General features: G+C 44.2%; 23 protein-coding genes and 4 pseudogenes. 2 read left to right on the top strand and 25 right to left on the bottom strand.

Annotated elements, in window-relative coordinates:
• Positions 1–22 precede the first annotated feature (22 nt).
• Together TZ48_RS05030 and TZ48_RS05025 are read left to right on the top strand one after the other, a co-directional pair.
• Entirely contained in the window at positions 23–874 is an 852-nt protein-coding gene (locus tag TZ48_RS05030; protein WP_112478465.1) for a capsule biosynthesis GfcC family protein, read from the top strand.
• Positions 867–3,069: pseudogene (locus TZ48_RS05025) on the top strand (YjbH domain-containing protein). Before TZ48_RS05030 ends, TZ48_RS05025 begins: the two are co-directional and overlap by 8 nt.
• Positions 3,070–3,126: 57 nt before the next feature.
• Here the strand turns inward: TZ48_RS05025 and TZ48_RS05020 are convergent.
• The 25 genes and pseudogenes from TZ48_RS05020 to gmd all read right to left on the bottom strand — a co-directional run bounded on the left by TZ48_RS05020 (position 3,127) and on the right by gmd (position 26,545).
• A complete protein-coding gene (locus tag TZ48_RS05020; protein WP_112478464.1) occupies positions 3,127–3,948 on the bottom strand; it encodes an undecaprenyl-phosphate alpha-N-acetylglucosaminyl 1-phosphate transferase in 822 nt (273 codons plus the stop codon).
• A gap of 11 nt (positions 3,949–3,959) precedes the next feature.
• Complete coding sequence (locus tag TZ48_RS05015) at positions 3,960–4,193, bottom strand: MraY family glycosyltransferase (RefSeq protein ID WP_112478463.1); 234 nt, start codon at positions 4,191–4,193, stop codon at positions 3,960–3,962.
• 83 nt (positions 4,194–4,276) lie between these two features.
• The gene (gene cysC / locus TZ48_RS05010; RefSeq protein ID WP_112478462.1) at positions 4,277–4,912 is read right to left on the bottom strand and encodes an adenylyl-sulfate kinase; all 636 of its coding nucleotides are present in this window, start codon (positions 4,910–4,912) and stop codon (positions 4,277–4,279) included.
• Positions 4,913–4,933: 21 nt separating this feature from the next.
• Positions 4,934–6,703, bottom strand: coding sequence for an SLC13 family permease (locus tag TZ48_RS05005; protein WP_112478461.1), 1,770 nt, complete (start codon positions 6,701–6,703; stop codon positions 4,934–4,936).
• A gap of 116 nt (positions 6,704–6,819) precedes the next feature.
• Entirely contained in the window at positions 6,820–8,229 is a 1,410-nt protein-coding gene (gene cysN, locus TZ48_RS05000; RefSeq protein ID WP_112478460.1) for a sulfate adenylyltransferase subunit CysN, read from the bottom strand.
• A gap of 71 nt (positions 8,230–8,300) precedes the next feature.
• Positions 8,301–8,537 (bottom strand): annotated as a pseudogene (locus TZ48_RS04995) (four helix bundle protein); the annotation flags it as partial.
• Between the two features lie 58 nt (positions 8,538–8,595).
• On the bottom strand, positions 8,596–9,504 hold the full coding sequence (cysD, locus tag TZ48_RS04990; RefSeq protein ID WP_112478458.1) for a sulfate adenylyltransferase subunit CysD: 909 nt from the start codon (positions 9,502–9,504) through the stop codon (positions 8,596–8,598).
• A 115-nt stretch (positions 9,505–9,619) separates the two neighbouring features.
• Entirely contained in the window at positions 9,620–10,051 is a 432-nt protein-coding gene (locus TZ48_RS04985; RefSeq protein WP_239670712.1) for an ABC transporter ATP-binding protein, read from the bottom strand.
• Positions 10,024–10,161, bottom strand: a complete 138-nt coding sequence (locus TZ48_RS24760; RefSeq protein ID WP_239670711.1) for an ATP-binding cassette domain-containing protein — start codon at positions 10,159–10,161, stop codon at positions 10,024–10,026. Before TZ48_RS24760 ends, TZ48_RS04985 begins: the two co-directional genes overlap by 28 nt.
• A 147-nt stretch (positions 10,162–10,308) precedes the next feature.
• Positions 10,309–11,160 (bottom strand): hypothetical protein, encoded by an 852-nt coding sequence (locus TZ48_RS04980; protein ID WP_112478457.1) that lies wholly within the window; start codon positions 11,158–11,160, stop codon positions 10,309–10,311.
• A gap of 308 nt (positions 11,161–11,468) precedes the next feature.
• A complete protein-coding gene (locus TZ48_RS04975; protein ID WP_112478456.1) occupies positions 11,469–12,641 on the bottom strand; it encodes a glycosyltransferase 61 family protein in 1,173 nt (390 codons plus the stop codon).
• Entirely contained in the window at positions 12,638–13,495 is an 858-nt protein-coding gene (locus tag TZ48_RS04970; protein ID WP_112478455.1) for a hypothetical protein, read from the bottom strand. The genes TZ48_RS04975 and TZ48_RS04970 overlap by 4 nt, the downstream gene beginning before the upstream one ends.
• Before the next feature lie 6 nt (positions 13,496–13,501).
• Positions 13,502–15,535: a rhamnan synthesis F family protein gene (locus TZ48_RS04965; RefSeq protein ID WP_112478454.1), complete on the bottom strand. Its 2,034-nt coding sequence runs from the start codon at positions 15,533–15,535 to the stop codon at positions 13,502–13,504.
• The gene (locus TZ48_RS04960; protein ID WP_112478453.1) at positions 15,532–16,572 is read right to left on the bottom strand and encodes an HAD family hydrolase; all 1,041 of its coding nucleotides are present in this window, start codon (positions 16,570–16,572) and stop codon (positions 15,532–15,534) included. Before TZ48_RS04960 ends, TZ48_RS04965 begins: the two co-directional genes overlap by 4 nt.
• A 376-nt stretch (positions 16,573–16,948) precedes the next feature.
• Positions 16,949–17,299 carry a hypothetical protein gene (locus TZ48_RS04955; RefSeq protein WP_162674498.1) on the bottom strand — a complete coding sequence of 117 codons (351 nt, stop codon included), beginning with the start codon at positions 17,297–17,299 and terminating at the stop codon, positions 16,949–16,951.
• A gap of 83 nt (positions 17,300–17,382) precedes the next feature.
• A pseudogene (gene galU / locus TZ48_RS04950) lies at positions 17,383–18,289 on the bottom strand (UTP--glucose-1-phosphate uridylyltransferase GalU).
• Positions 18,290–18,318: 29 nt separating this feature from the next.
• Complete coding sequence (manA, locus tag TZ48_RS04945) at positions 18,319–19,506, bottom strand: mannose-6-phosphate isomerase, class I (protein ID WP_112478451.1); 1,188 nt, start codon at positions 19,504–19,506, stop codon at positions 18,319–18,321.
• A gap of 66 nt (positions 19,507–19,572) precedes the next feature.
• Complete coding sequence (locus tag TZ48_RS04940) at positions 19,573–20,199, bottom strand: hypothetical protein (RefSeq protein WP_112478450.1); 627 nt, start codon at positions 20,197–20,199, stop codon at positions 19,573–19,575.
• A 212-nt stretch (positions 20,200–20,411) separates the two neighbouring features.
• Positions 20,412–22,199 carry a glycosyltransferase gene (locus TZ48_RS04935; RefSeq protein ID WP_162674497.1) on the bottom strand — a complete coding sequence of 596 codons (1,788 nt, stop codon included), beginning with the start codon at positions 22,197–22,199 and terminating at the stop codon, positions 20,412–20,414.
• A gap of 416 nt (positions 22,200–22,615) precedes the next feature.
• Positions 22,616–22,876: a hypothetical protein gene (locus tag TZ48_RS24345; protein ID WP_162674496.1), complete on the bottom strand. Its 261-nt coding sequence runs from the start codon at positions 22,874–22,876 to the stop codon at positions 22,616–22,618.
• Between the two features lie 34 nt (positions 22,877–22,910).
• Positions 22,911–23,795 carry a hypothetical protein gene (locus tag TZ48_RS04930; RefSeq protein ID WP_112478448.1) on the bottom strand — a complete coding sequence of 295 codons (885 nt, stop codon included), beginning with the start codon at positions 23,793–23,795 and terminating at the stop codon, positions 22,911–22,913.
• 36 nt (positions 23,796–23,831) lie between these two features.
• Complete coding sequence (locus TZ48_RS26075) at positions 23,832–24,035, bottom strand: NUDIX hydrolase (RefSeq protein ID WP_338062251.1); 204 nt, start codon at positions 24,033–24,035, stop codon at positions 23,832–23,834.
• A 26-nt stretch (positions 24,036–24,061) separates the two neighbouring features.
• Entirely contained in the window at positions 24,062–24,277 is a 216-nt protein-coding gene (locus TZ48_RS26070) for an NUDIX domain-containing protein (RefSeq protein ID WP_338062250.1), read from the bottom strand.
• A gap of 111 nt (positions 24,278–24,388) precedes the next feature.
• Positions 24,389–25,347: pseudogene (gene fcl / locus TZ48_RS04920) on the bottom strand (GDP-L-fucose synthase).
• A 58-nt stretch (positions 25,348–25,405) separates the two neighbouring features.
• Positions 25,406–26,545, bottom strand: coding sequence for a GDP-mannose 4,6-dehydratase (gene gmd / locus TZ48_RS04915; protein WP_112478447.1), 1,140 nt, complete (start codon positions 26,543–26,545; stop codon positions 25,406–25,408).
• Between the last annotated feature and the right edge of the window lie 6 nt (positions 26,546–26,551).

Below are 26,551 nucleotides of genomic sequence, written 5' to 3'. Positions count from 1 at the left end.
TGATATCGATTAAGGAAACCGCATGTTCTATCACGGATGGTGCAATATTAGAGGGCTAAATAGCCGCTTCCTATCGCGGCTAATGTTGTCGCAAGCAAAGTTGTCGCAAGCAATGCTGCCGCGAGTAATGGCTTATCCCCTTATTGTTTTTATTACATTTGCCGCAACTTTCCCAGCGAGCAGTGCCGAGTTGTCAATCATGCTGCCGCAGCAGTCGGTTAGGTTGGAGTACCCTCAACCAGCACGGCTGGATACGATCCTAAGAGACACCAACAACCAAGCACGGCTCGCGAATGTGCAGTTGGACTATTTGCAAGCTCAGTTATTCTCCCTAGATAAACAATCGTCTATTGATAGCAAAAAAGCCCAAGTCGTCGCTCAGCTTAAAGCGCTCCAAGCACGCGATGCGAGCATGGGTACCGACAAGATTCTAGATCAAATCGAACGCTCGCAATTTCACTACCGCGAGTTCGCATCGCTCGACTATGACTTGGTGCAATCGCTACGAAACGGCAATCCACAATTGCTGGGTCACTATCAACTCAATATTGGCGCTCGCAATAACAAGATAAACTTTTTAGGTGCAGTCGAGCAGTCGGAGAGCATTGTTCATAAAGCACAATGGTTCTTAGCGGATTACTTTAATGCGCTGGGTGACATTCGCTTAGACAGTGCCAGTCACAGCACCGCATTCGTCATTCAGCCAGACGGCAAAGTGATTGAAGTTGCTTATGGTGTATGGAACTTCGAGCCTCATTTTTTGGCACCCGGTGCAATAGTCTACGTGCCTTTTAAATCCCTTCCATCAGAGTTTTCAAGCCTAAATCAAGACATAGCGGACTTGCTGCGCCACAAGGTAAATCACAATGAATAATAAGCGATTAACGCCTTCAATATTGTCTGCGGCAATCGCCACAGTGTTAAGTACGACGTCCTATGGTGATGTGTTTGAACCCGCAACATTGTCGCCATCGCAATCGGATTTCGGTGGTGTCGGTCTGATGCAAATGCCAACAGGGCGAATGGCCGCAGAAGGCGAGTTTAGTATTAATGGTGACTGGACCGAGCATTATCATAAATACAACGTTAGCTTACAGCTGATGCCTTGGTTTGAAACCACCATTCGCTACACCTTGGTTCAGGATTTACTTTACAGCAGCGACCCGAGCTTTAGTGGCGATACCAAATACACCGACAAGGGGATCGACTTTAAGATCCGCTTGTTAGAAGAGGGCGACTACCTACCAGAAACCTCGGTAGGTTTTAGAGACTTCGGCGGCACAGGACTCTTCGATGGTGAGTTTGTTGCAGCCACAAAGCGCTTTGGTAATGTCGATTTCACGTTAGGGATGGGCTGGGGTTACCTTGGCACTCGCGATAATATCGCTAACCCATTTTGTAAGATGAGTGACGGATATTGTACACGCCCCTTAGATGCGAAAGGGACAGGGGGATGGTGGATTATGAGCGCTGGTTTAAAGGTCCTGCAGCATTGTTTGGTGGCATCGAATACCAAACACCTTGGCAACCGCTGCGTCTCAAACTTGAATATGACTCGAATGACTACTCTCAAGATTTCCCAGTAGTGCGGGCCGGCGTTGACATGACGCCGGCAACACCCTGGAACTTTGGTGCGTTGTATCGTGTTGGTGACTGGGGAGATATTCGCGCTAGCTATCAGCGTGGCAATGCCGTTGCGTTGGGTGTGACACTTCGCACTAATTTTAATGATACCAAAGCGTATTGGTTGGATGAACCCATGCCTGAACCACGTCCCGCCCAAGTCGCCAATAGTGTTGATGAGGTTGATTGGGACAAACTGGCGGGTGAGCTAAATGCGATTGCTGGCTATGATGATGTGGCTATTGAGCGCAGCGGAGAGACGGTAACGATTGTCGGTAAGCAGAAAAAATACCGCGACCGAGACGAGGCGCGCGAGCGAGCAGCACGTATTTTAGCGAATCATCTTCCAGCTAAAATCACCACTTACCACATCATAGAAACCAATCTCAATTTACCGCAAACCGAGACACAAATTGATGCCAACACATTCAAAAAAATAGCACAGCAGCAGCCACTAGATCGTCAGCTTACCGACTCGATGTCAGAGAAAGAGGTCGAAAGCAATGTCAGCACGGAAACAGCAGCAATAGAATATGACGGCTTTGATCGCCTCCAATACTCGTTTAGACCAACGCTAGCGCAGTCGATTGGTTCTGCGGAGAATTTCTATCTGTATGAGTTGGGTATCGATGGAACGGCTGATGTTTGGGCAACGAAAAATCTCAATCTATCCGGCACGGTGCATTTGAATGTTGTCGATAACTACGACAAGTTTAATTACATTGTCCCGCCCGATGGCACTAACGTACCTAGGGTTAGAACCCTGTTTAGGCTTATGTGTCTGACAACACCTTATGGGTGAAAAACTTGCAAGCGACGTACTTTCAAGAGTTTGGCAATGGATTTTATGGTCAAGTCTATGGTGGCTATTTAGAAACTATGTTTGCGGGTGCAGGTGGTGAGTTGCTTTATCGTCCGCTAAATCGAAATTGGGCGATCAGCGCCGACATCAATTTAGTATCGCAGCGCGATCCAAGAAGCGCTTTTGGAGTATTCGACCAAGAAGACCAAAACATCCCAGAGTTCGGCAGGCCATTCAAAGCAGCAGTGAATCAAACCACGGGCTTTGTTACGGGCTACTACATGCCACAGTGGTCATTCCTAGACAGCACGCTATTTAAAGTTGGGTTTGGTCAGTTCCTCGCAGGCGATGTTGGTACTCGTTTGGACTTCTCAAAACAGTTTAAAAGTGGCGTGATTGCTGGCGCTTACGCGAGTTTTACCAACTTAAGCTCGGAAGAGTTTGGTGAAGGTAGCTTTACCAAAGGCTTTTATGTCTCAATACCGTTTGACATCATGACGGTCAAACCGAGTGCTAATCGTGCGTTCTTTAACTGGCAGCCGCTAACTCGAGATGGAGGTCAGATGCTTGGGCGTAAGTATGAGCTATTTAGCGTGACTGATGCTAGATCACCTTGGACGTCAAGACCTAGCAAGGTTGATTAAATCTCTTTTATCCCTGTCTGACATCGTTTGTTTAATGCTTAATAACCACACAAAACATTAGCGAATATTCAAACGATGTCTCAGGAAAGTAGTAAATTTCCATATGTAACTGATAGAGATAACATATAGAGAGAACGATAACAGAAACAGAGCCAGCATGATTGACTCACGAACTTGCAACAACTCTCCGGCTATCCCAACAAGTGCGTGTGCTAGAGAAACCCCACCAATGATGAATAGGGTTTGGTAACGTCCCATTTTTAGTCGCGCGCAGATATGATGTAAGTGCAGACGATCGGCTGAAAATGGTGAACGTCTGTTTTTCATTCTTCGCAACATCACCATAGCCATATCCATGAGAGGCACCGCAATAAGCCAAAGTGCAGTAACAGGCCGCATGATGGGCTCCGCTGAAGGCTCTCCGGACATTTCAGTGGCAGCGATCATTAGCCAGATAACGGTAAATCCAATTAGGAAACTGCCAGAGTCACCCATAAATACTCGTAATGATCGGTTCGGGATAATATCTAGATTGCAGATGGCATAAGGCACCATTGCCAAGACAAACAGCAAGCAAAAGTAAGTCAGATTCAACTCCCCAGATGCATAGAATATTGCCGATAGACCAAGAAGAGTAACACTCGCAAGGACGCTCAATAGCCCATCAGCGCCATCGACCATGTTGAATGCAGTAATGCACCCTATCAATGCGACTGCCGTAAACGCAACACTAACGCTTTTTATGTCCAGCTTGCCGGAACCCGCCAAGTCTCCGAGGTTGTTTATGCTGTGCCCCCCATCATTGGCAAGCCAAATAGCCAAGAAGAGCATCAATACAAGTCTCAAGCTCGCTGAAATATCATACTTGTCATCGAACATACCGACGAGGACTAAAAGCGCCCCCCAATAAGGTAGTCATAGCTCATGGGTACGAGCATGGGTTGGGTCAAGCAGATAAAAACCACTGAAACGAACAGCGAAGCACCACCCACTAGCGGGATTTCACCTGAATGTCTTTTTCTATTGCATGGGCTATCCACAAAGCCATAATGCAACGCCGCTTTGCGCATTGATAACAGGCTCAAGGTCGATACCGTGAGCACGCCAGCTGTCGTTGTAAGCACTGCTCGTTCCTTAACGTTGTGTTTTACTATATTGAGTTATTAACGTGACATCTTTGTGTCACTTTGACCGAGTAAAGGTATTCTCACTTTATGTAATTGTTTTCTCGAAGATATTCTACGATTTGAATCGCACATTCCTCGATGCTCTTCTCTCCGCACTTTACATGTATCTCAGGAGCTATTGGCTCCTCATAAGCCGAAGATATACCTGTAAAGTGCTTGATTTCACCTGCTCGAGCTTTCTTGTACAAGCCTTTCGGGTCTCGTGCCTCGCAAATGTCGAGAGGTGTATCAATAAAAATCTCAATAAACTGAGATGAGTCAACAAGATCCCTCGCAATTTTTCTGTCAGAAGTAAAAGGGGAAATAAAGGCAGTTGAAACTATGATACCTGCGTCAACAAAGAGCTTTGCAACTTCACTCACACGGCGGATGTTTTCTACTCGATCATTGTCACTAAAACCTAGATCACCATTCAAGCCATGGCGAATATTATCACCATCTAAGAGGTACGTTTTGATACCTAGATCAAATAACATCTTGTCAACAGCGTTAGCGATCGTTGATTTTCCTGAGCCACTCAGTCCAGTAAACCACAAAATCGCGGGCTTTTGTCCGAGCTGCGACACGCGCTCGTTGTGGCTTACAGAAGCTAGGTGCCAGACGACATCACTTGATTTTTCACTCTGAGTGTCTTTTTCGATATATGGTGAAGTCATAGTTCCTCTTTATACATTGTTCTATGCGTTACTTTTCCAGTCAGTAACATTGTATTTGTTCAAACTTAGTGCGTATTGGCTATAAGCATATACCCAATAAATACCGGTAATCGTCGTTATGCCGTAGACGATGCTAACAGGAGCCCCGATTTTTACGAAGTCGCTGAGTTTATATTTTCCGGCATTAAATACCATTAAGTTTGTTTGATAACCGTAGGGGCTTATGAAGCTAGCGCTAGCACCAAATGCAACCGCCATAATGAAAGCCGTATTGTTCGCCCCAAGCGCTTCAGATAAGCCAAGCGCAACAGGGAATAACAGGGCAGCCGCTGCATTATTGGTGACTAGCTCCGTCAGAAGCCAGGTAAGAATATAAACCACAATAACAGCAGTAAGCGGTGACAGGTCATTCAAGTAATGTTGAACGAGGTGTTCTAATACTTGCTGTCCTCCAGCATTAGACATGGCCTGAGATAGGACTAGTGCGGTAGCAATAATCAACCAAATATCGACCGGGAAACGCCGAAGTATCTCCGATACACTCAAGCAGTTGCAAATGAGTAAAACGCCAAGAAGTAAACAAACTCCCTTAAACAGTGAAACTACACCGCAGGCAGACAAGAGAATAGTACCCAAAAAACCGAAGCATGTTAGGAGTTCTTTGTAACCAGAGAGCATGACTTCTGGTTCATGCCCGCTGACAACGATGAAGTTCTTTTGTAAGTTTTGTCGATTTTTAAAGTCAGGGCCGACCGCGAGAACTAGAGCATCACCAGCCATGACTTTTGAGTCACCCAGCTTGCCTGATATTCGTTGCCCATCGCGACGTATGGCCACGACGGCAGCATCGAACTTGGCGCGAAATCCCACTTTTTTTAGCGTCTGACCCAGAAGGTTACTCTCTGGCCTGACAACGACTTCAGTAAGGTTGTTAAGCGGTAAACCATTGTCATGCGCGAAGGTTTTGAGGCCATCAAACTGACTCAATTGCATGACTTTGTTGATATCACCACTAAAGATAAGTCTATCATTTTCTTGCAATCGCTCAGTGGGAGTAACTGGACTTATCAGTTGTCCATTACGGACTATTTCAACCAAAAATAACGACTCGAGATGACGTAAGCCATTCTGCTGGATGGATTGACCAATTAGACTGGAGCCACCCAGGACTTTAGCATCAATGAAGTAGCTTTTAGACTCTCCAGCCGTCTGTTGATAGGCTGGTAGCCAGCGGTTGCAGATGAGTAATGTTAAACCGCAGGCAACAACCAACATAAGCCCGACCTTGGTGAAGTCAAAGAATTTCAGTGACGGTAGTCCAAAATCTAAAACTAAGCTGTTAACAATGAGATTGGTCGATGTACCGACTAGAGTGAGCGTACCGCCCAAAATAGCCGCGTACGACAGTGGAAGAAGTAGCTTGCTCGCGGGGTGGTAAGGGTTATTTCTTATCGGGGCGAGCATAGTAGAGACGACAGCCGTGTTGTTCAGGATGGCTGAAGTAGTGGCGGTGATACCAAATAGACGAAACCAAGTTTGAAGGTAACTTTGGTGAAGGACTTTTGTTGCGATAAGTCGCAGTAGGCGGGTTTTTTCGAGCGCTAATGAACACAGCATTAGCAATACAAGAGTGAGGAGTCCCTGGTTAGACATACTATTGAGTACGTCATTAGCGGATACAGCGTTGGATGCAAACAGCACCATAAAAGCAACGCCAAAAACCATCGCGGGTCTTTGTTGATAGCGAATCAACCCCGCAATAGTGAGAATAAATATGATAAAAACTAACATTAAGGTAGCCAGAGGATAATTGGACGATGGAAGCTAGAAGCTAGAAGCTAGAAGCTAGAAGCTAGAAGCTAGAAGCTAGAAGCTAGAAGCTAGCGACTAACCTCCAGCACCAATAACTACTTAAGTGTCTTCGCTCCCCAATGTGGGAAGTGCTTGGTCACGAGCTTATTCAGTTCCAGTTCAAACTCAGAGTACTCACTCGGTGCTTGTGCTGAAATTAGACCTTTATGGGCGTTGCGAATCATACCCGCGCCAACAGTGATGTTGGTGAGTCTATCGATGATAATGAAGGCTCCAGTCGAGCGGTTTTCATTATACGCATCAAAGGTGACGGCTTCGGTGAAGGCAATCTGACAATGGCCAATCTCATTCAGAGCGAGCTGATTGGCCTCCTCTTTCTCCATCGTGTTGACATCAACTTTGTGATAAATACTTTGCACTTCTCCAAAAACTGATTTGGCACCGACCTTAATTTCATACTGACGATCAACGTGCAATGGTTCTTCTGCCATCCACACAACATCCGCATCAACGATTTGGCTAGATTGTGGTTGCTCGTGCGGTCGTACCAGCATGTCACCACGGCTAATGTCGATCTCATCTTCCAGAGTAATAGTTACCGCTTGATCGACGTGTGCTTTTTCAAGGTCGCCATCAAAAGTAACAATCGATTTTACTTTACTTTGTTTGCCCGAAGGCAGTGCCACAACAGAGTCGCCGACACGAATGTCCCCGGCAGCGACTGTTCCTGCGAAGCCGCGGAAGTCTAGGTTAGGGCGGTTTACATATTGAACTGGGAATCGGAACGGTTCAAAACCACCACGATGGATGTTGACCGAGTTCAGAAGCTTCATTAGAGGGGAGCCAGGATACCAAGGCATATGCTCACTCTCGTTGACCACGTTATCGCCCTTTAGCGCAGAAATAGGCACAAAGCGCACATCTGTGAACTCTAAATCTTTTGCAAACTCACGGTAGTCATCTTTAATTTTTTTGTAGACATCTTGGTCGTAGTCCACAATATCCATCTTGTTCACGGCAACAATGATATGCTTGATGCCTAGCAATGAACAAATATAGCTGTGACGACGAGTTTGGACTTGTACACCGTGTCGAGCATCAATCAAGATGATTGCAAGGTCACACGTAGAAGCTCCGGTGGCCATGTTACGGGTGTACTGCTCGTGTCCTGGCGTGTCTGCGATGATAAACTTACGTTGTTCTGTTGAGAAGTAGCGATATGCAACATCAATAGTGATACCTTGCTCTCGTTCAGATTGTAGACCATCCACTAAGAGCGCCAAGTCGAATTCTTCGTCGGTGGTATTGAAGCGCTTTGAGTCTTTTTCGATCGCTGACATATGATCTTCAAAAATCATCTTTGAATCATACAGAAGTCGACCAATCAGTGTTGATTTACCATCATCAACGCTGCCGCACGTTAAAAAACGCAGCAGATCTTTGTTTTCGTGAACTCGAAGATATTCTTGGATATCTTCAGCAATTAGGTTTGATGTGTGTGACATTTTTAATTCCTTTTAGAAAGAAGGGGCGATAAGCTGTTAGCTGTTAGCTGTTAGCTGTTAGCTGTTAGCTGTTAGCTTGCCCCTTCCTGCTTAATACTTTTCATTAGCCCAGTTAGCATGGCTGCGATCTCTTTAGTTTCGTTGAGCCACAGGTTTGCAATATCTTTAGGTAAATAACCTATTTGCGAGCCAATATAAATTTGTGTTCTGGTTTCAGCTAGTGATGAACGACAGATTTCTAAAAAGCGGATCTTTTCACGATCGCTTGTGCGAGTCATACCTTCCGCTATGTTACTGGGTACAGAGAGTCCTGAACGACTAACTTCACACCGCTGTCAGCTGATAGCTACAAACTTCTAGCTGTTCCTAGAAGTAACCTTCCATCTTCTTTTTTTCCATCGAGCCAGCAGAATCGTGGTCGATGACGCGCCCTTGGCGCTCAGAAGTGGTACAAAGAAGCATTTCTTGGATGATTTCAGGAAGCGTTTGCGCTTCAGACTCAACGGCGCCAGTCAGTGGGTAACAACCAAGCGTACGGAAGCGAACCATCTTCATTTCTGGTTCTTCGCCTTCTTTAAGTGGCATACGCTCATCATCGACCATAATGAGAGTACCGTCTCGCTCGACAACAGGGCGCGGAGCAGAGAGGTAAAGAGGAACAATTTCAATATTTTCCAGATAGATGTACTGCCAAATATCAAGTTCTGTCCAGTTAGAAAGCGGGAATACACGGATGCTTTCGCCTTTTTCTACCTTAGAGTTGTAGATATTCCAAAGCTCAGGACGTTGGTTTTTCGGATCCCAGCGATGGTTTTTATCTCGGAACGAGTAAACGCGCTCTTTAGCTCGCGATTTTTCTTCGTCGCGTCTTGCGCCGCCGAATGCCGCATCAAAGCCATGCTTGTCTAGAGCTTGCTTGAGCGATTCTGTTTTCATGATATCTGTGTGCTTTGCACTACCGTGAACAAACGGGCTGATATCCATGTCAAGTCCGCGTTGGTTCTTATGCACGATAAGATCGAAATCATACTCTTCTGCCAGTCGATCACGGAACTCAATCATCTCTTTGAATTTCCAGTTAGTATCAACGTGCATCAACGGGAAAGGGATCTTTCCTGGGTAAAACGCTTTTCGCGCCAAATGCAATAGAACCGATGAATCTTTACCGATGGAGTAAAGCATAACAGGGTTATCGAATTCAGCAGCGACTTCGCGCATGATTTGAATGGATTCAGCTTCTAAAGCCTTAAGGTGGGTAAGTCTATTTTTTTCCATAGTGTCTGTTTTTGCTAAAGGTCGTAACCTGTTTGCATTCCTTCTTGATATGTTGTCAAAGGCTAACATAAATTGGGCTCACGAATAAGTCGAGAGTATATCAACCTGCATAAGCCTATAGAGTGCTATACACCTCTAAAGCCTGCTCTAAGTCCTCGAAGTACTCGAGCTTCCCTTGGTGCAGAATAACGGCGCTGTCACAAAATTGTCGAATTTCCTTTATGTCATGGCTCACCATGATCACATTGGCCGTTCGAGACTTATCTAGTAGCGCTTGTTTGGCCTTACGTTTAAATTTTGGATCGCCGACAGAGGTCGCTTCATCAATCAAATAGACGTCAAAATCGATAGCGATGCAACACCCAAAGGCCAAACGAGAACGCATACCGCTGGAGTAGCTTTTGACAGGGAGATCGTACTTGATGCCAAGCTCTGCAAAGTCTCTAACTTTTTCTTCGTATTCCGCTAGGTTGTCTACACCATTCACTCGACCGATAAAGCGGGTATTTTCTCGTCCGGTCATCTGTGGGTGAATACCCGTCGCCAAGCGACAGGCCAAGAAATGGATTTGTCAGTGACCACTTTGCCTTTATTTGGGTATTCACTGCCAGCAAGGATTCTAAATAACGTGGACTTGCCTGCGCCGTTAGAGCCCAAAATAGCGATATTCCGGTTGCTAGGGAAGGTGAAGTTAGGTTCTCAAAAATATACTGATTCCCAAGCTCTGAAGGATAGAATTTGGTAAGGTTACTAGCTCTAATCATCGTGTATCCTTTGCTTGTGGATATAGTTCTTGGCAAGTTTTCATTCTGAGTGGATTTTTTTTAACTTAATTTTCGAGGCTTTTAATATCGAACGCGCCATGACTCCAAGTTTTACTGTGATTATCAATGAGATGATCTTGGCTGATGTTGTTGGAGAGTTGTTTTTGAAGTTTAAAGCAACATTGTTCAAGTATTTTAGTGATATCTTTCGACATTCATCGTTTACTATTATTAAGTGCTTGCATGTGCTGTTGAAATCAAATTTTTCCCAACAGTCTTCTGGTTGTTTTACATGCGATGATAAAATATTTTCTTCAAGAAGGTGCTTATTGTCGAGTGCTGTTATACCTTTAACATGCCTATGGTTTAGCCTGAACTTGTCGCCAGAAATCATAGATAGTAGGTGTATGTTTTTTTGATAGTCACTCCCTGATAGGGGGACTTCCTGATATTGATTAGAGTTTGATATGTAATTTTGAATAAGTTCATAAGATTGAGCACTCAAGCTTTCATTACTCATCTTGACTGATTTATATGATTGCTTGTAACCTACTACTTTTTCGAGGAAATACTGCTCTAATCCACGCTTATATTTACATGCTTCTTCAAAACTATGTTCAGTGATTATCGATTGAGGGAAAGTGCGTTTGAGAGCATCAATGCGCAAGTAGTCATTACTCATTTTGCTTGCATTTAGCCCATCAAAGATAGATTGCTCCAACGTTCCACCTTTTAGTCGTTCTTGAACAACACTGGTAATATAGTTACCAATATCTCGTTTGAAGTAGTGAAACTCAAAGGTTGCTTCTTGATCGGCGATAGACTCAATCAGTTTTTTTAACCTCTCAAGATGAGGGGTATCTAAATTTGATATCCCCTCAGCAGAAATCAAGAGAGTTCTACTTGTCGAAGATAGACTTTGTAACTCGTTTAGGTTAGAGCTATTTGATGTTGAAATTTCTATCTGTTTAATTCTGTGTCTTATATTTAGGTGGTATAAAGATGGTTTGTCACTTACTAGATTTATTATAGGCCAAGAATGATTGGCTGGTTTGAACGTAGCTATGGTGAGCTGAGGGTATGCAATACCATTATTTAGTAGTGCGTTGTAATTCTTTCTAAGCGTTCTCTGAATTGAAGTTGTGCCTGTTTTATGTAGACCCAGGTGGATGATAACGTGCTTAAACAAAACTACCTCGATTATAAATACAACTCAAGTGAACGTTCCAAATTTTCTATGTCTATGCGCCACTTTATTTCATTGCTTGATACTGATATCAAATCATCAGGGGTACAATATCCAAGGCTACGATGACCACAAATAAGGTCGGTGTTTACTTGGTGATTTAGACCTGGGTTAATTCTCATTATAGGCAAGCAAGTTAACCCCAGAGTGGTCGCTGCGTGTGGAATGAAAAATGAATTTTGAAGACCAGAACCAGGGTTTCCCGCTATAAAAGAAGTCTCAGATAGAATAGTCTGCATCTCTTTTTGGGTTAATAGCTCAGGGGTAACAATGTCAAACCCAGAAATTTCAAAAAATCGTTCCACTTCACCTTCATTCTCCAAGATACGCCCTTGAATAGGGTTTTTCACCGCTTTTCTACTTAGATAGATCTTTTTGTTAGGTGGGTTTGAACCGCTGCTATTGCTGTTTGACATGTTGCGGTTTATTGTGTTCCACACATGTTTTGCTTCGTCTGATAGATAGCAGTTCCCATCGCTTACGGAGACCGATGACTCTGGGATAACCATATGCTCAAAAATCGTAGGTTCTCTTACGAACGTGATATTTTCTCTTTGCAACCCGAGTGCATGACAGAACTCCATTAAGTTGGATTGAAAGAATTTATCCTCAGCTTCTTTAGTAAAGTTACTAAAGACATGGAATACAAATTTAGTGTTTTCTTGTAGAATCCCTGGTTTCTTCAATGCTAGCCAAATACGAGTAATTGATTCTTGGATAAAGTGTCCATAGTGTGGATTGAGCATCCCCATATAGTAATAGCTACCGCTCAAATAAGTTTTTGGCAAATTTTTTCGGAAAGGATAAATAGGCAATTGTGAGTGATCTCGATATCCTCTCAACACAGGTTTGTAGTGATCAGCAATAAGAATTGGGTTAAGGTGATTATCATATGCCCAATGCTCGAAAAAACCGCTAGAAGGGATGTGATAAGATTCATTATAAGGTAGTAATAGAACGTTATCTTCTATTTTGTACCTAGGAGTGAACTTAGTAAAACTAGATTGATAGAGGCGCGTATCACTGATATCTGAACCACATATTGGAGTAATATAGTCTTTAAGTTTTAAAGAGTAATCATGCTTTACTCTTCGAGCCACAGGATCTTGGTAGTTCATTTCAATCATTTGCTTTCAATCCATTGATATCGTGCTTTTAATCGTTCACAGTCATGCTGATAAGTATTACGAGTGATTTCTTTCTTTATTTTATTACTGACCGATTGTTGATGTTTGCCATCGTAGTCAATGTTTGACAAAAATGAGATCAGCTCCTTTCGCTTTTCTACATCGTTACAGACTCGATCGAATGCGCGCAGCGTTTGTGCTGCCTCAAAAGGTATGGAAGAGTTGACCTTTTGATTCGTCGATACTTCGACAGGCAATGTGATGTCAATGTCAGAAAAAAAGCTCCGAACAAAATCTTTAGAGTCACGAGTAAACTCTTTAATGTAAATATTTTCGTCGCCGATATGCCTTGCCCAGATATCGAGTTTTTCAGGGAGACGTATCTGATTCAGTTCTCGATGACAAAAATCGAAAATATGCTCATTTTGGCGCAGTCCCCACTGCACCTTAACCGCTTGAAGGTAAGCGGATTTTAGATAGTCGGTGTAATCTCTTATTGCAAACAATACCTTGACCTGTAAGCCACTTTTTAGCGCATCCTTTAACATATATCCGATATGATTTGCATTGTCTCGAATTAAAAATTCGCTAGAGACTATGGTGCTGGTATCTCTGTTAACAGCAAAGTTGAGTAGTTCCTTCCATTCCTTTTCAAAAATCGCTGGGCTAAACCCAGGGTGAACAGAGGCAAAATGATTGTGTGCACCGCCATAAACGCCATACGGTGAAAAACAGGCCTGTCCCGAATTGTTTGTAGGTAACTCAAGTCCTATGGTTTGAATTGCGCTTGTTGCTGTTTTACCAATTCCAGGGTGGAAAATAAGGGTCTTAGGTTGATTTAGATTGATGCTCATAATGGGTTATTCACCAAAAAACGGGTAACGACCAAAGCTACTGATCATTGGTCCCCATTTTGCAATTAATTGTTCGTTTAATTCATCTTTACCGACGAGAGGGTTCTCAAAGCCGGCTGCTTGCCACTTATCAAGTGGGTTAAGAATATGGAGGTTCGCCAAACCAAAGTCACCGGGGATTTGTGCATCGGCGACGGCATTGTCACCAATGTGTACAAAGCTGCCCTTGTTTTTAAGGTGACCTTGCATATATGACCACATACTGCCGTTGTCTTTGCGCAGTCCCATCTCTGAGGAGACATAAAGCTGATAGCCATTGGTGACCCCTGCTTTACGCAGCATGAGTACGATTTGATGCTCACTGTAATAAGTATCAGAGATAATATAGACCGTTTTTCCTGCGCCAATGAGCGTGTTTAATATGTCTACGACTTCGTCTTTGCTTTCAATCATCGCAAGATCGTAACCAAACTCTACTTCAGCGTATTGCTGCGCTTGCTCGGCTGACCAGTCGAAGTGCTGACCTAGCTTGTCATACACTTGAAAAATATTCACATCGCCTTGGAAGTTTGTCTCTTTACGCACTTCAAATTCGGCGTTGTTGCGAAGTTTCACGAATTCATGGGCACTGGCCACCAGCCCCTCTTTTTCGAGCTGTTGTCCGAATTTGAGCTTGGCGTAATCTGGGACGAAATGGCTGCGGCGTACCAATGTATCAAACACATCGAATGAGATGATGTCAAAAGGTCTGACTTTATCCATAAGTTGCTGCTTTGTATTCACATAATTTGAGAAGACAAAACTTTGGTCATGAGTAAAAGAACCTAACTCTGGTATATAAAACAGTTGCTTGTGACCGGTTTTCTCTGCAAGCAGGCCAATACAACGTTCAAGTGCATGAAGCTCTGAGCCATCATTGGGCAGTGGCTCAGCCGGGAAATCATCGTATTGGTAGGTTTTGTCCAACAGCGGCTTGAGAGCCGAAGGCCTTGCCCAAAACATTCCACCCACAGGGTAAGCAAGGAAGTCGTCATGATGTTCGATCTGCCATTCTTCAAAGAATCGCTGCTTAAAAGGTTTGTTCTTAAGCCAGTGGTTTACCCAGTCTGGCATCATGAAAAAGGATGTTGGGTAATAAATGCCGCAGTCTTTGTTTTGAGCAAAATACGTGAGCATTTGAGCGACACGATGCGCGTCTTTGAGCAAGAACTCACCTAAATAGTCTGCCCATTGTGTTTGTTGGCGACCAGAATAAAGGGATTTCTTAGAATGGAGGTGAGCGAAAAGATCATACTGCATCAATTGCTCGGCAAACTCGACCAGTAACGGTCCGAAATTTCGCCCGTGGTTCGGCACAATAGCGACTTCAAGTTTCTTGACGTTATCACATTGATTTAGCTTCGTTTCAGCGAGCGTCTTTGATGTTTCACTGGTCACCGACACAAAGACATCCACTTTTGTCGGGAAAGTCTCAAGGCATTCGAGATAGTAATCGAGAAAGTCATCGTAAAACACGTGTAGGCAAAGGGCGATGTTTAATGACTCAATCGCCTTGATGTCTACAGGGGTTATCAGCTTGTCTGTTGGTGTCCAGTTCGGTAAGAACGGTCGTGAAGATCGTCCCTCGTGACGACCGGTAGCGAGATAATGGGCTAGCGGTGGTAACCCAGAGTGATAGACGTCTGGATTGGCTTTTAAGTAGTGAAGGTTATCGAATGCTGGACTTGGGCTCACACCACAAAAGCGGCTTTTACTTAGGTAGTCACCAAATGCCTCAAGTTCGCTATTAAATACGCGCTGTTGGGCATCTTCGTACCACTTACGGTCGAACATGCCTTGTTTTTTGGCATCTTGTAACAGTTCTATTTGGTCGGTTGATAGCGCAGCGACGGTGCCTTGCAGCTGTTTGGTTTGTTTTTTAAGTTGTCGTTTGATGAGGTGAGACTCAGTTCTCACCGCCAAGCGCATTAACATTGGGTTCTTACGCAGCAGTTTTTCTGCCAGTGGTAATTTGTGCTTTACCATTGCTCGGTAGTTCATCGTTTTAGTCCCCAAAAATCTAATGCGTCCAGTGTGCCTTCTCCTGCGATGTCATCATCGAGAGAAAATACTTCCCAGCAACTGCGCGGGAACATGCCTTGTTTTTTCATGTGTGAAGTGAGAATTTGCTCTACTTCTTGTTTTTCAAATGAAATATCGAGAGCGGAATGTTGCTCGATGCTTTCAAGAGCGGCTTTCATCATCGCTTCCAACGTGTGGAAGTTGTGCTGTGAGCGAACTTTACGTCCAAAGAAAAACTGGTAGGTTTGCTCACCGGTTTCATCAAAACGAATATCCTGAAACTGACCTGTTGGAGCTGTCAGCACAGCCTCCAACAGCATTGAGCGATCCAATGGCGTGTAACCTTCACCAAGCTTACTTCCCTCATTCAAGTAGCCTTTCATGGTTAATTGGTTGCCGCTATGCGTGTGTTGACCTGGCTTTGAGGCAATTAAGTAGTGCCCTACCGAGTCGACATGAAACAGTAGACTTAGCAGTGTCTGAATGCTGCCACTGTAACCAAGATCAACTAAATGAACCTGCTTATGGTCGAAAAAACCAAGGCTCGATAGATAGTGACGGTAGGCATTCATTGATGGTGCAATGATTGCTTCTAGCTGTGGCAGCTTTTCCTGTAGTAGTTGAGCAACGTTCTTTAAATCGTGGGGTAATACGATACTTTTCGTTTGTTGTTTCTCATCGAACAGTTTACGGATGCTGACATCACTGAGCATAAAGCGCGTGCGCATTAGCTCATAAAGACTACCCGAGAAAGAGAAGTCGAGTGAAATGTCATAACTCTTAGGCTCAATAAGGCCTAACTTGAACAGAAAAGCTCGAGATGCCAGTAGATATTGAGAGTTTGTCTTTACACCGCGTGCGTGCTGATAAGTATCGTAAGCTTGTTCGAGCCAATATCCTTCGCGGGCAAGAAAAAAGTAGTGATTGGAGGGAAACTGAGCGAGTTGCTGAGAAAAGAAAGTAAGTACAGGAGAGGCGAAGGTTTGCCCCACCTGTCGCAGTGATTCTATAGCCATTTAATACATTGTCCTAGCCGTAAGCTGTGATTGGGAACGCTACCGCCCTATGGTTTCACAGTATTGACGCATCCATTTTGCGTAGTGGTTTTTGTTCTGGAGAAAGCCTATTAATAAATCCAGTCAACAGGTTTTTATTTAGGTAATAGAGAATACAGGATGTCTCTAGCGCTCGCAATATGCTAACAAAGTGCCATTGGGAATAAGTGGTGCAGATAGGAGGAGATGGCTCATTAGGTTGGTTAATGAGCGAAACGTGCTCATTCCAGCTGTGTAAAACCAACGCTTACACAGCTGAAACAAAGCTTAGATGCTTGCTTACATTGCCACGTGTTCTTTGGCTAAGAAGATGCTGAAGCATTGAGAAGATCTTCTCTCAAATACCCCAGAAGTTTGTCGTAGTTGAGTGAAAATATAATGGGGACTGATTGACTTTTAACCCATTTATATACAGGTCAGCGACAATTGAACTCAGATCTTTTTGTGGTAGGTCGGGTGTGACTTCAAACGAACACGTATCGCTTGGAAGGCTAGCTGTCTTGAGATCTTCACGTGGCTTATCAGCGAACACCTCGCAAAATGTTTTGTCACCGTTCTTGAATGCAAGGTGGACAGGTCTTTCTGGGTTTGCTGTATCAAGCGCCCATCCAGATACAAGATGCTTTTCTGTCACATCTAGGTGGTACTGAAACGAGTGGGGTGGCACATAATCATTATGCTTGGTCATTTTATGTTTGACCTTACGAAATAAGTTTAGCACTGGGCTTCTCCGTGTATTGCTATGACGTTAGCATGTTCTAATGAACTTACCTAAGTAAGAGCTGGTTCTTTAGGTAAGTTTGTGTAATTGTCGCTCTCAAGGTTTGTGTGTTCAGGGCGTTCTGGATTTTGGGAGGTAAGATAAATATTCTGGTAACAATAATTCGTCGCATCCATGTACCCTTCAACACTACCACAGTCGAAAACGCTTGCCTTCAAATTTATATGCCATCACACACCCTTGTTGGGCTTGCTTTAACAGCGCATCCGTAATTTGAATTTCGCCGCCTTTGCCTGGCTCGGTATTTTCGATGTGTTCGAAAATATCTGGAGTGAGGATGTAACGGCCAATGATGGCAAGGTTACTTGGAGCGCTTCCAGGCTCTGGCTTTTCAACCATGTTATCCACACGGAACAGATTGTCTTTCAGCTGTTCACCGGCAATGACGCCATATTTGTGGGTTTCTGATTCAGGCACTTCTTCAACCGCGACAATAGAGCAGCGAAACTTGTTGTAAAGCTTCACCATCTGCGAAAGAACGCCATCATCTTTATTTACACACAAATCGTCTGCTAACACCACCGCGAAAGGGTTATCGCCAACTAGTTCTTTACCCGTCAGAATTGCATGACCCAGACCTTTCATTTCTCGCTGTCGAATGTAAGTATAAGACGCAGAATCTATGAGAGAACGAATGTCGGTAAGCAGCGACTCTTTGGCGGTGCCACTGATTTGGTGCTCTAGCTCATAGTTTTTATCAAAGTGATCCATGAGCGTGTGTTTACCACGCCCAGTGACGATGGCCATATGGTTCATGCCTGCTTGAATCGCCTCTTCGACACCATACTCGATAAGTGGCTTATTCACGACCGGCATCATTTCTTTTGGCATTGACTTTGTAGCCGGTAGAAAGCGGGTACCGTAGCCTGCTGCGGGGAATAGGCAGTGTTTGATCATGGTTGACGTTGTCCTTTATGTTTTATTATCTAGTTGTAAGCTCGAGCGAGCTTTCCTACACCACTGTATTGGTATTTGAATGTGGAGCAAGGAATAAACGCAGACTCTCCGGCTCTAAGAGTAACTGTTGTCTCTGAGGTCTCAATAACCACTTCACCGTCAATGCAAAAAAGAATCTCTGCGCTTCGAAGGTGCTGTACTTTTTGTGTTTGGCCAACAGAAAGAATGTCGAATGCAAAGTCATCTACCGGAACTGGGAAGTGAGCCCGTCCGTCAGAAAGAGCGGGGTTTAGCTTTAAATTCTCTGGTTCAATTGGCTCAAAGAGCGTGTTGTCCAATAGCTCTTGTACATCAATATGCTTTGGTGTGAGGCCTGCCCGCAAGACATTGTCTGAGTTTGCCATAATTTCCAGTGCGGTGCCGCGAACATAAGCGTGCGGTGTTTCAGCATGAAGAAACATGGCTTCACCGGGAGCCAGCTCTATTGTATTCAATACCAACGGAGAAAGTATTCCAACATCATTGATGAAATGCTGAGTAAAGGACTGACTGTACTCTAAAGCTTCTTTTGCCATTGAGGATAAATCTGGGCGTTGAAAGTGATGAGACAGCTCGTTGATGGCCTGTGACAGTTTGTCATCATTTAGCGTAAGCAATTTGGAGAAAAACGCCTTGAGACCTTCTGTATTTGGTGACTGCTGAAAAGCACTTAGTTCCTCATGTAGTGATGGAAGGTAGAGCTCTTCAAACAAATTCAGAATGTGATTGATTGGTCTGAAACCGTTCATGGCCTTATAAGAAGTAATTGCATAGACCAGTTCTGGTTTATGGTTGTCATCCTTGTAATTGCGCTTAGCGTCAGTGATTGCGAGGCCAATTTGGTCCTCTCGTCTAAATCCAACTTCTGCTTTGTCTTTACTCGGATGCACTTGTATTGATAGAGGCGCATCAGCGGCAAGTACTTTGAACAAAAAAGGGAGGGCTTTGTATCGCTGCGCGGTGTATTCACCTAGCGTCTTATGGGGTGCAGTCTCTATATATGTGGCTAATGACATAGCGTTGGATTGAAGTTCAGAGCAGCCATTAGCATGTGCACCCATCCAGAGTTCGGCCTGAGGCGCATTGTCTGGGTTACTGCACCCAAAAAGTTTGTTTAGCGAGTTTTTACAGCCCCATTCATAGTTTTTGATGGGGTTGCTAAGTTTGTAAGCCGACATGATGTTACCGTTGTTTTTGTATAATGCGAAGTAAATTAGATGATATATACGTTGTGCTGGTGGTGATTAAAGGCTGCTCACTTTTTGACGATATTGTTGTACTTTTTGTGAGATAACAGGGCCGTTTGGTCGTGCTTTGTGCGCAATTTCCATTAACTTGAGCGCCAGCCTAATATCTTTATTTTCCAGACGTATTGCTTCATCACGTAAAAAGTCGACATCTTGTTGATTCCTGACATCCGCGAAACTGACGGCATGGATATCTAAGCGTGGTGGCTGCTTTAGTCTCAAGAATCGATAGCCGCTATTGACCAGATCATCCATGGTTTGTTGACGTAGCTCTGAAATAGCGGAAAGTAGCGCAGCCTTATTGTGGCCACTAATGGATATCTGGTTATTGACAATAGCGTTGTTGAGTTCTTCTTTTGTTTGGAGTGATAGCACAGTGTCTAGATTAGACTCGACAGAGATATCAGAACAAACGGGTGCTTTTGAGATCGCACTGAGTTTGTGACCTTCGCTGACAAAGTGCCATGGGTCTTTGATTTCCTCAAGCTTGATGGCTAGCGTTGTCCCGTCATCTACCTTTATAGGGTTTTCAGTAAACAGGAAGTTAAGGGCTTTCCCAAGAGCTTTACTTTGTAACCGCTTCGGAACAATCCGAATGGCCGTGATAAAAATACGTCTGTTCATAATACTACTGAAGTGTTCCTTTTTGATGGAGATCTTGGTCTATCGTGCTAAGCCGACAAAGTGGAAAGCATCGGCCATTTTTCGTAATCCGTTTTGAAATGAGTATTGCTCATTTGCGAGCGTGTGTGCGTTGCATGAAAGTTGTTGCCAAAGCGGCTCATTACTATATAGCTCAGTGATTTTTGCAATCCATTCCTGTGGCGTATCTGCAATCAGAGTGTTGATGTTATCGATAAGCCGGTACTTTCAGCAGCGATAGGTGAGAGCACACTCGGCGTACCGTATGCTGCCGACTCGAGAACTTTTCCCTTGATTCCTGCACCCGACAGAAGTGGTGCGATGAATAGACGATGATTTAAAAATACATCATCAAGGTTTTCGACAAACCCAATCAAGTGTAGATTTGGGTGAGAAAAGCGTTGGAAAGTGTCCGGCATATGACTGCCATATAAATAAACGTTAATATCTGGTGCTTGCTCAACGAGTGCTGGGAAAACGTGTTCCAAGAAAAATTCTACGGCTTCAACATTGGGCCAATGTTTGTATCCGCCCAAAAATGCAATACCTTGACTACTCTGGAACTGACACTGTTTTTCCTTCGCCTCTAATACCCAAGGACACTTAAATATCTTATCTTGGGTCAATAAGTGTGAGGTAATGACTGCGTGTTCTGAATCATTGTATGAGAGTACCGCATTGGCTTGCTTCATGACATCCAGCTCACTGTTTTTTGTCTCCAAGGCTGCATTAAGTAACTGTTGCTGGATTCTTTTCTGATCTTCTGATTCAGCTGGCATGGAGAGTGCCGAGCGGATTTCGCGCAGGAAGTGTAAATCAGCATTGTTGAACAGCACCGGCACATCAGGGGCGTGTGTTCGAATAGTCTCTAGGCACTGTGACGCAACATGATGCCTTGTAATGTAAACGGCACTGGAGGTTGGCAAATGATCCAATATCGCGTCCAGAAATGAACGGTAATATGGGGCATAACATACCTCTATCCCCATGCTTTGAAGCCTTTCTGTGTAGCGGGGTTCGAACGACATCTTCAGAGGAATAAATACAACATGGTAGCCAAGAGCCTGAAGAAGTTTTATTTCCTGAATGGCGGCATAGGAACCAGCGTCGCTGTCGGGCGTTGGGGTCTGGGCGTCAATGACGAGTATGGTTCCGAGTACTGCTCGACCTTCTACGGTGAGAGTTTGCGTATTGTGCCGCTTGGCTAAATGTCTTGCGAGAGTATTCGCCTCTTTTTGATGATATCGCCAGTGCTGAGCCAGCTCTTGCCCTCGAGCAATCGCATTAGGTTGGTACATCCCTAATAGCTGTATGTCGCGTAAACGTGTTTGCCAATCAATCAATACATCCGATATTGATTGAGACTCTGGGTTAATACCCAAGGCCGCAATTTGTTCGGTACGATACGCTGACGGAGCTACTAAACTGTAGTCTATTGGCCGCACATAACGGTGGCGACAGTGTGATGCCAGCTCTAACTCGGTGACGTGACTGTCTCGACAGCCATCAATACCAGTATCAATGATGTAGCCGTGATAATCTTGAAGGCTACTTCCAACAAAGCCAATGTCTGTTTGGCTTAGTGATTGTTGCAGTGTTTCCAGGCAATGCGAGTCAAGTTCAATGTTATGCGGACATACAATAGTAACTGGAGCAAGTGCAGAGTTTAATGCCAACTGTAGCGCTGATGCAGGTGCTAATTCATCCGTCAACGAGACAAGGGTTAGGTTGGCAATGTCTACGCTGTCTGGTGAGCTGGTTGGCCAAATAAGCTGGTAGGTAAGGTCGTTGTGACCTAACAGTAGAGCACCAACAAATTGGTAAAGATCAGCTTTGTCTATCCCAACGGGAAGAATAACCGATACATCAGGTTTGGTCGCATAAGGGAGTTGAAGTGACGCGTGAGGTTTGCCCAATGATGCGAGCAGTGCATCATAGAGCGAATTTGTCGACTCGGCGGTAACCGTTTCTAATTTCTTCACTAGCTTGGCCGCGAGTAATTCCTCTCGAGATTGAGTGGTTTGTCGCACTGCATTTTGAGTCTCGGCGCTTAATGCACGGTCCGAGTACAATCTGGCAAGAAAAAGTCTCCGCTGCCACAAAAAACATGGCCAACCACTTAATGCAAGTTGAAAGTCATTTTCTCTACCTATTAACTCATCTCTGGATATTGGCACCACTAACGTCCCGACCCCTGCTTTTATACCGATTTGTTTCGAATAAATAGGAGAAGCGTTGGCGTGCAAAACCAGATGGCTATTGATGTCGGTGTCTGAATAATAAGTAAACGTTAACTGTTGTGGTGCAACAGATACCAAAGACAGTTCTATCGTATGCTCGGGAGCTCTGATACTCAGTTGCGCCTCGGGTATAGGGCGCTTTTGGTGATCGAGTAAGGTTAGAGTCTTGCTACGAGAGATGACAGAGGAAGCGAAAGGGACAAAGAGAAACTGCATTTACCATCGCCGAACCCGGCTTGCTCTAGATCTTTTCTAAACTCATTGGCAATGCCTTTGGCAATGATGTCGCCTTGCAAAGCAACATAAAACTCATTTGCCTCACTATGAACCTGTTCATTAAAGATCCAGCCCCTTATCGAGCCTGCATCAAAATTGTCAATAAAGCCTCTTGCAGAGCTAGTGTTTGGTGTTTGATTCAATGCCGCTTCCTCTATACGCATACAAATGCAACTATTAACGATCTTTCTGTAGATGCTCAGCAACCACACGCTCCAGGATATTTAGGCGTGTAGAAATCTCGGCAATATTTGCGATAGCAACATTAGTGACTAGATTGAGAGAGGTCGATTGATGAGCTTCCCCAACTTCGGCAATTTGCGCCGCGATACGCTGTTGCTCATTACTAAGTTGCTGCTGAAAGCTCTCCATTTGGCTGCCAAACTGTTGCATAAACTTGGCTCTCTCAAATTCAGCAGAGTCAAAGCTTAGTTTAAGCGGTTCAATATTGCCTGGTTTACCGTCTAGGTAGATCTCGGCAGTGACCGTCTCGGATGGCAATAAGGCCAGGTCAACAGTGAGCTGAAAACCATATTGTGCGTCACCAATATTGGCGTCTTGTAAATCTGAGCGGAATTGTTCTGCGATTGTGCTAGCAACAGTAGTCTCATCTACTTTAAGCTCAATAGTAACGCGGTGCTCATCAATGTGTTTGTGTTTACACCAACCATTAATCATAGTGTCCTTGATGACATCGACATGGCAAATGTAATGCTCTGGAAGCAATGCTTTCATGGCAAGAGGGAAAGGCGTTTCATTGGCTTTAAAACCATCAATAAATAAATCGACGGTCTCAATATCTGAGGTTAGCGCTTTGGTATCCGGCTTTATCGTGAAGGCACAATCGCCCAGTTCGGCCTGTGCTAAGTCAGCACGCGGCTGCGATGCTTGAGTTTGCCAAATTACCTGCTCATTGGCACGTACCTCAATAGAGGCTGTTTGATCAGTTAGTTTATTTACCGCCCAGCCAGAGATAAGCTTGGGTGTAACTGCATCAATATGAAATTGATAGTCTAGCAAGCTAGGTGTGTGTGTTTGTGGTTGCTTTTTTTTCTTAAACACGGATTTGTATTCCTTTAACGTGTGAGCAAGTTGGAATTAAATATACCACTTACTGTGTTCATGGACACTGGCGTCTTCGCGCATTTGTTCTTTTGTGAACCATTGGTATTGTCCATGTTGTTTCTTCGGTAGGTCGTCAACAACGATGTCGAGAACAATTCGATAGCCCAGCACGACATAGTGAGTAGAAACCTCTTCACCAAAGACAAAATCATTGTAAAAGTGCTCGTATGGTCCCAAGTGTTCCGCTTGTTCTCGAGTGAGTGTTATGCCAACTCTTCTTGGCATAAACGCATAAAAGCGTCATCTAGTTTCTCATTCTTTAAAATACGACCACCAGGAACAAACCAAAAGCCTTGAGCTGGTCGATTATTTCTAAGCCCAAGCAAAACTTGACCTTTAGAGTTTTCAATGAGTAAGTCAATGGATACGAGTGGTGTCGACTCGATGACAGTGGTGAATGTTTCTTTGTCTAGATACATAGTGGAGCCTTTTAGAAGCTAGAAGCTAGAAGCTAGAAGCTAGAAGCTAGAAATGAACCACAGATCGAAAGAGAAAGTAAATCACACTCTGTGGTTCAAGAAGTTTTCGCTTTAGCCACGGAAGTTATCTTGATTGTCCAAGAACCATTGGTATGCGTCTTTTAGACCTTCTTCTAAGGTGAAACTGTATTTCCATCCTAGGGCAGCTAAGCGGTCTACGTTCATTAACTTGCGGGGGCGCCATCTGGTTTAGTCGTATCCCAAACAATTTTACCTTTAAACCCAGTGACCTTAGCCACAGTTTCAACCAGTTCACGAATCGTACAATCTACGCCTGTACCGACATTTATGTGGCTAAGCATAGGCTCTGTATTTTCGTCGTAAATTGCTTTGTCTAATTCCATTACGTGAATAGAGGCGGCTGCCATATCATCAACGTGCAAAAACTCTCTCATTGGCGTACCACTACCCCAAGCGATGACCTCAGAATCGCCGCGTAATGTTGCCTCGTGAAAACGACGAAGCAGAGCAGGGATCACATGCGAGTTTTCGGGATGAAAGTTATCGTGTGGACCATATAAATTGGTTGGCATCACGCTGCGGTAGTCAACACCATATTGGCGGTTGTAAGATTCACATAGCTTGATGCCAGCAATCTTAGCAACGGCATACGGTTCATTGGTTTCCTCCAATGTGCCGGTAAGCAATGCGGTTTCTTGCATTGGTTGCTCTGCTAGCTTTGGATAAATGCAAGAAGACCCTAAGAACAGCAGCTTTTTTACGCCATTCTGGTAAGCCGAGTTGATGATGTTGCTCTCAATCATCAGGTTTTCATAGATAAACTCTGCGGGGTAGGTATTGTTTGCATGAATCCCTCCCACTTTAGCAGCGGCTAGGTAGACCTGTTCAATGCCTTCAGAGGCAAAAAAATCAGCGACTGCTTGCTGATTTGTTAGGTCTAACTCGGAACGTGTTTTAGTAATGACTTGAACATCATCACGTTTTTCTAACTGACGAACAATCGCCGAGCCCACCATCCCACGATGGCCTGCTACGAATACTTTTTTCATTGTTTTTTCTCGGATGTTAGAGGCTAAATATTAGCATTTAGCCTCCAATATCCAGCCTTTAGTTCATTTTAATATTTGGTGTGTTTTCTTTGGCTACCGATACATCAAAGCCATGTTCTTTTAGCAGAGCATGTTGTTTGGCTTTGTTTAAGTCGTAAGCCACCATTTCTGAACACATTTCTTCAACCGTAATCTCCGGTACCCAGCCAAGCTTTTCTTTTGCTTTCGTTGGGTCACCTAACAGAGTCTCAACTTCTGCTGGACGGAAGTAACGAGGGTCTACTTTAACAATGATGTCACCAACCGTAACGCCTGGAGCATTGTTACCCTCAATAGCCACAACAGTGGCAATCTCTTCAACACCTTCGCCAGAGAACTCTAACGTAATGCCTGCTTCTTTTGCTGATAAGCGAACAAATTCACGTACTGAGATCTGTTTTCCAGTTGCAATAACAAAATCTTCTGCCTGGTCTTGCTGTAGCATCATCCACTGCATGCGAACGTAATCTTTAGCGTGACCCCAGTCGCGAAGTGCGTCCATGTTGCCAAGGTATAAACATGGCTCTAAACCTTGGGCTATATTGGCGATTGCACGCGTGATCTTACGAGTTACGAAGGTTTCACCACGGCGAGGTGACTCGTGGTTGAATAGAATGCCATTACACGCATACATACCGTAAGCTTCACGGTAGTTTACAGTGATCCAGTAAGCATACATTTTCGCCACAGCGTAGGGAGAACGTGGGTGGAATGGGGTTGTCTCTTTTTGCGGAATTTCCTGAACTAAGCCATATAGCTCAGAAGTTGATGCTTGGTAGAAACGCGTTTTCTTTTCTAAGCCCAAGAAACGGATTGCCTCTAGAAGACGAAGCGTTCCCATTGCATCTACGTCAGCTGTGTACTCCGGAGCCTCAAATGATACTGCAACGTGAGATTGTGCACCCAAATTGTATACTTCATCCGGCTGAACTTCTTTTAAGATACGTGTTAGATTGGACGTATCTGTAAGGTCACCATAGTGAAGTACAAAATTGGGGTTATCTACGTGTGGGTCTTGATAGATGTGATCCACTCGTTCAGTATTGAAAGAAGAGGCGCGGCGTTTAATACCATGAACTTCGTAACCTTTTTCTAAAAGAAACTCAGCTAAATATGAACCATCCTGACCAGTAATTCCAGTGATGAGTGCCTTTTTCATTGTGCT

Source organism: Vibrio variabilis, assembly GCF_003263785.1.
Taxonomy (GTDB): Bacteria; Pseudomonadota; Gammaproteobacteria; order Enterobacterales; family Vibrionaceae; genus Vibrio; species Vibrio variabilis.
The sequence above is the reverse complement of the archived record's forward strand: the minus strand, read 5'-3'. Positions and strand labels throughout refer to the sequence as shown.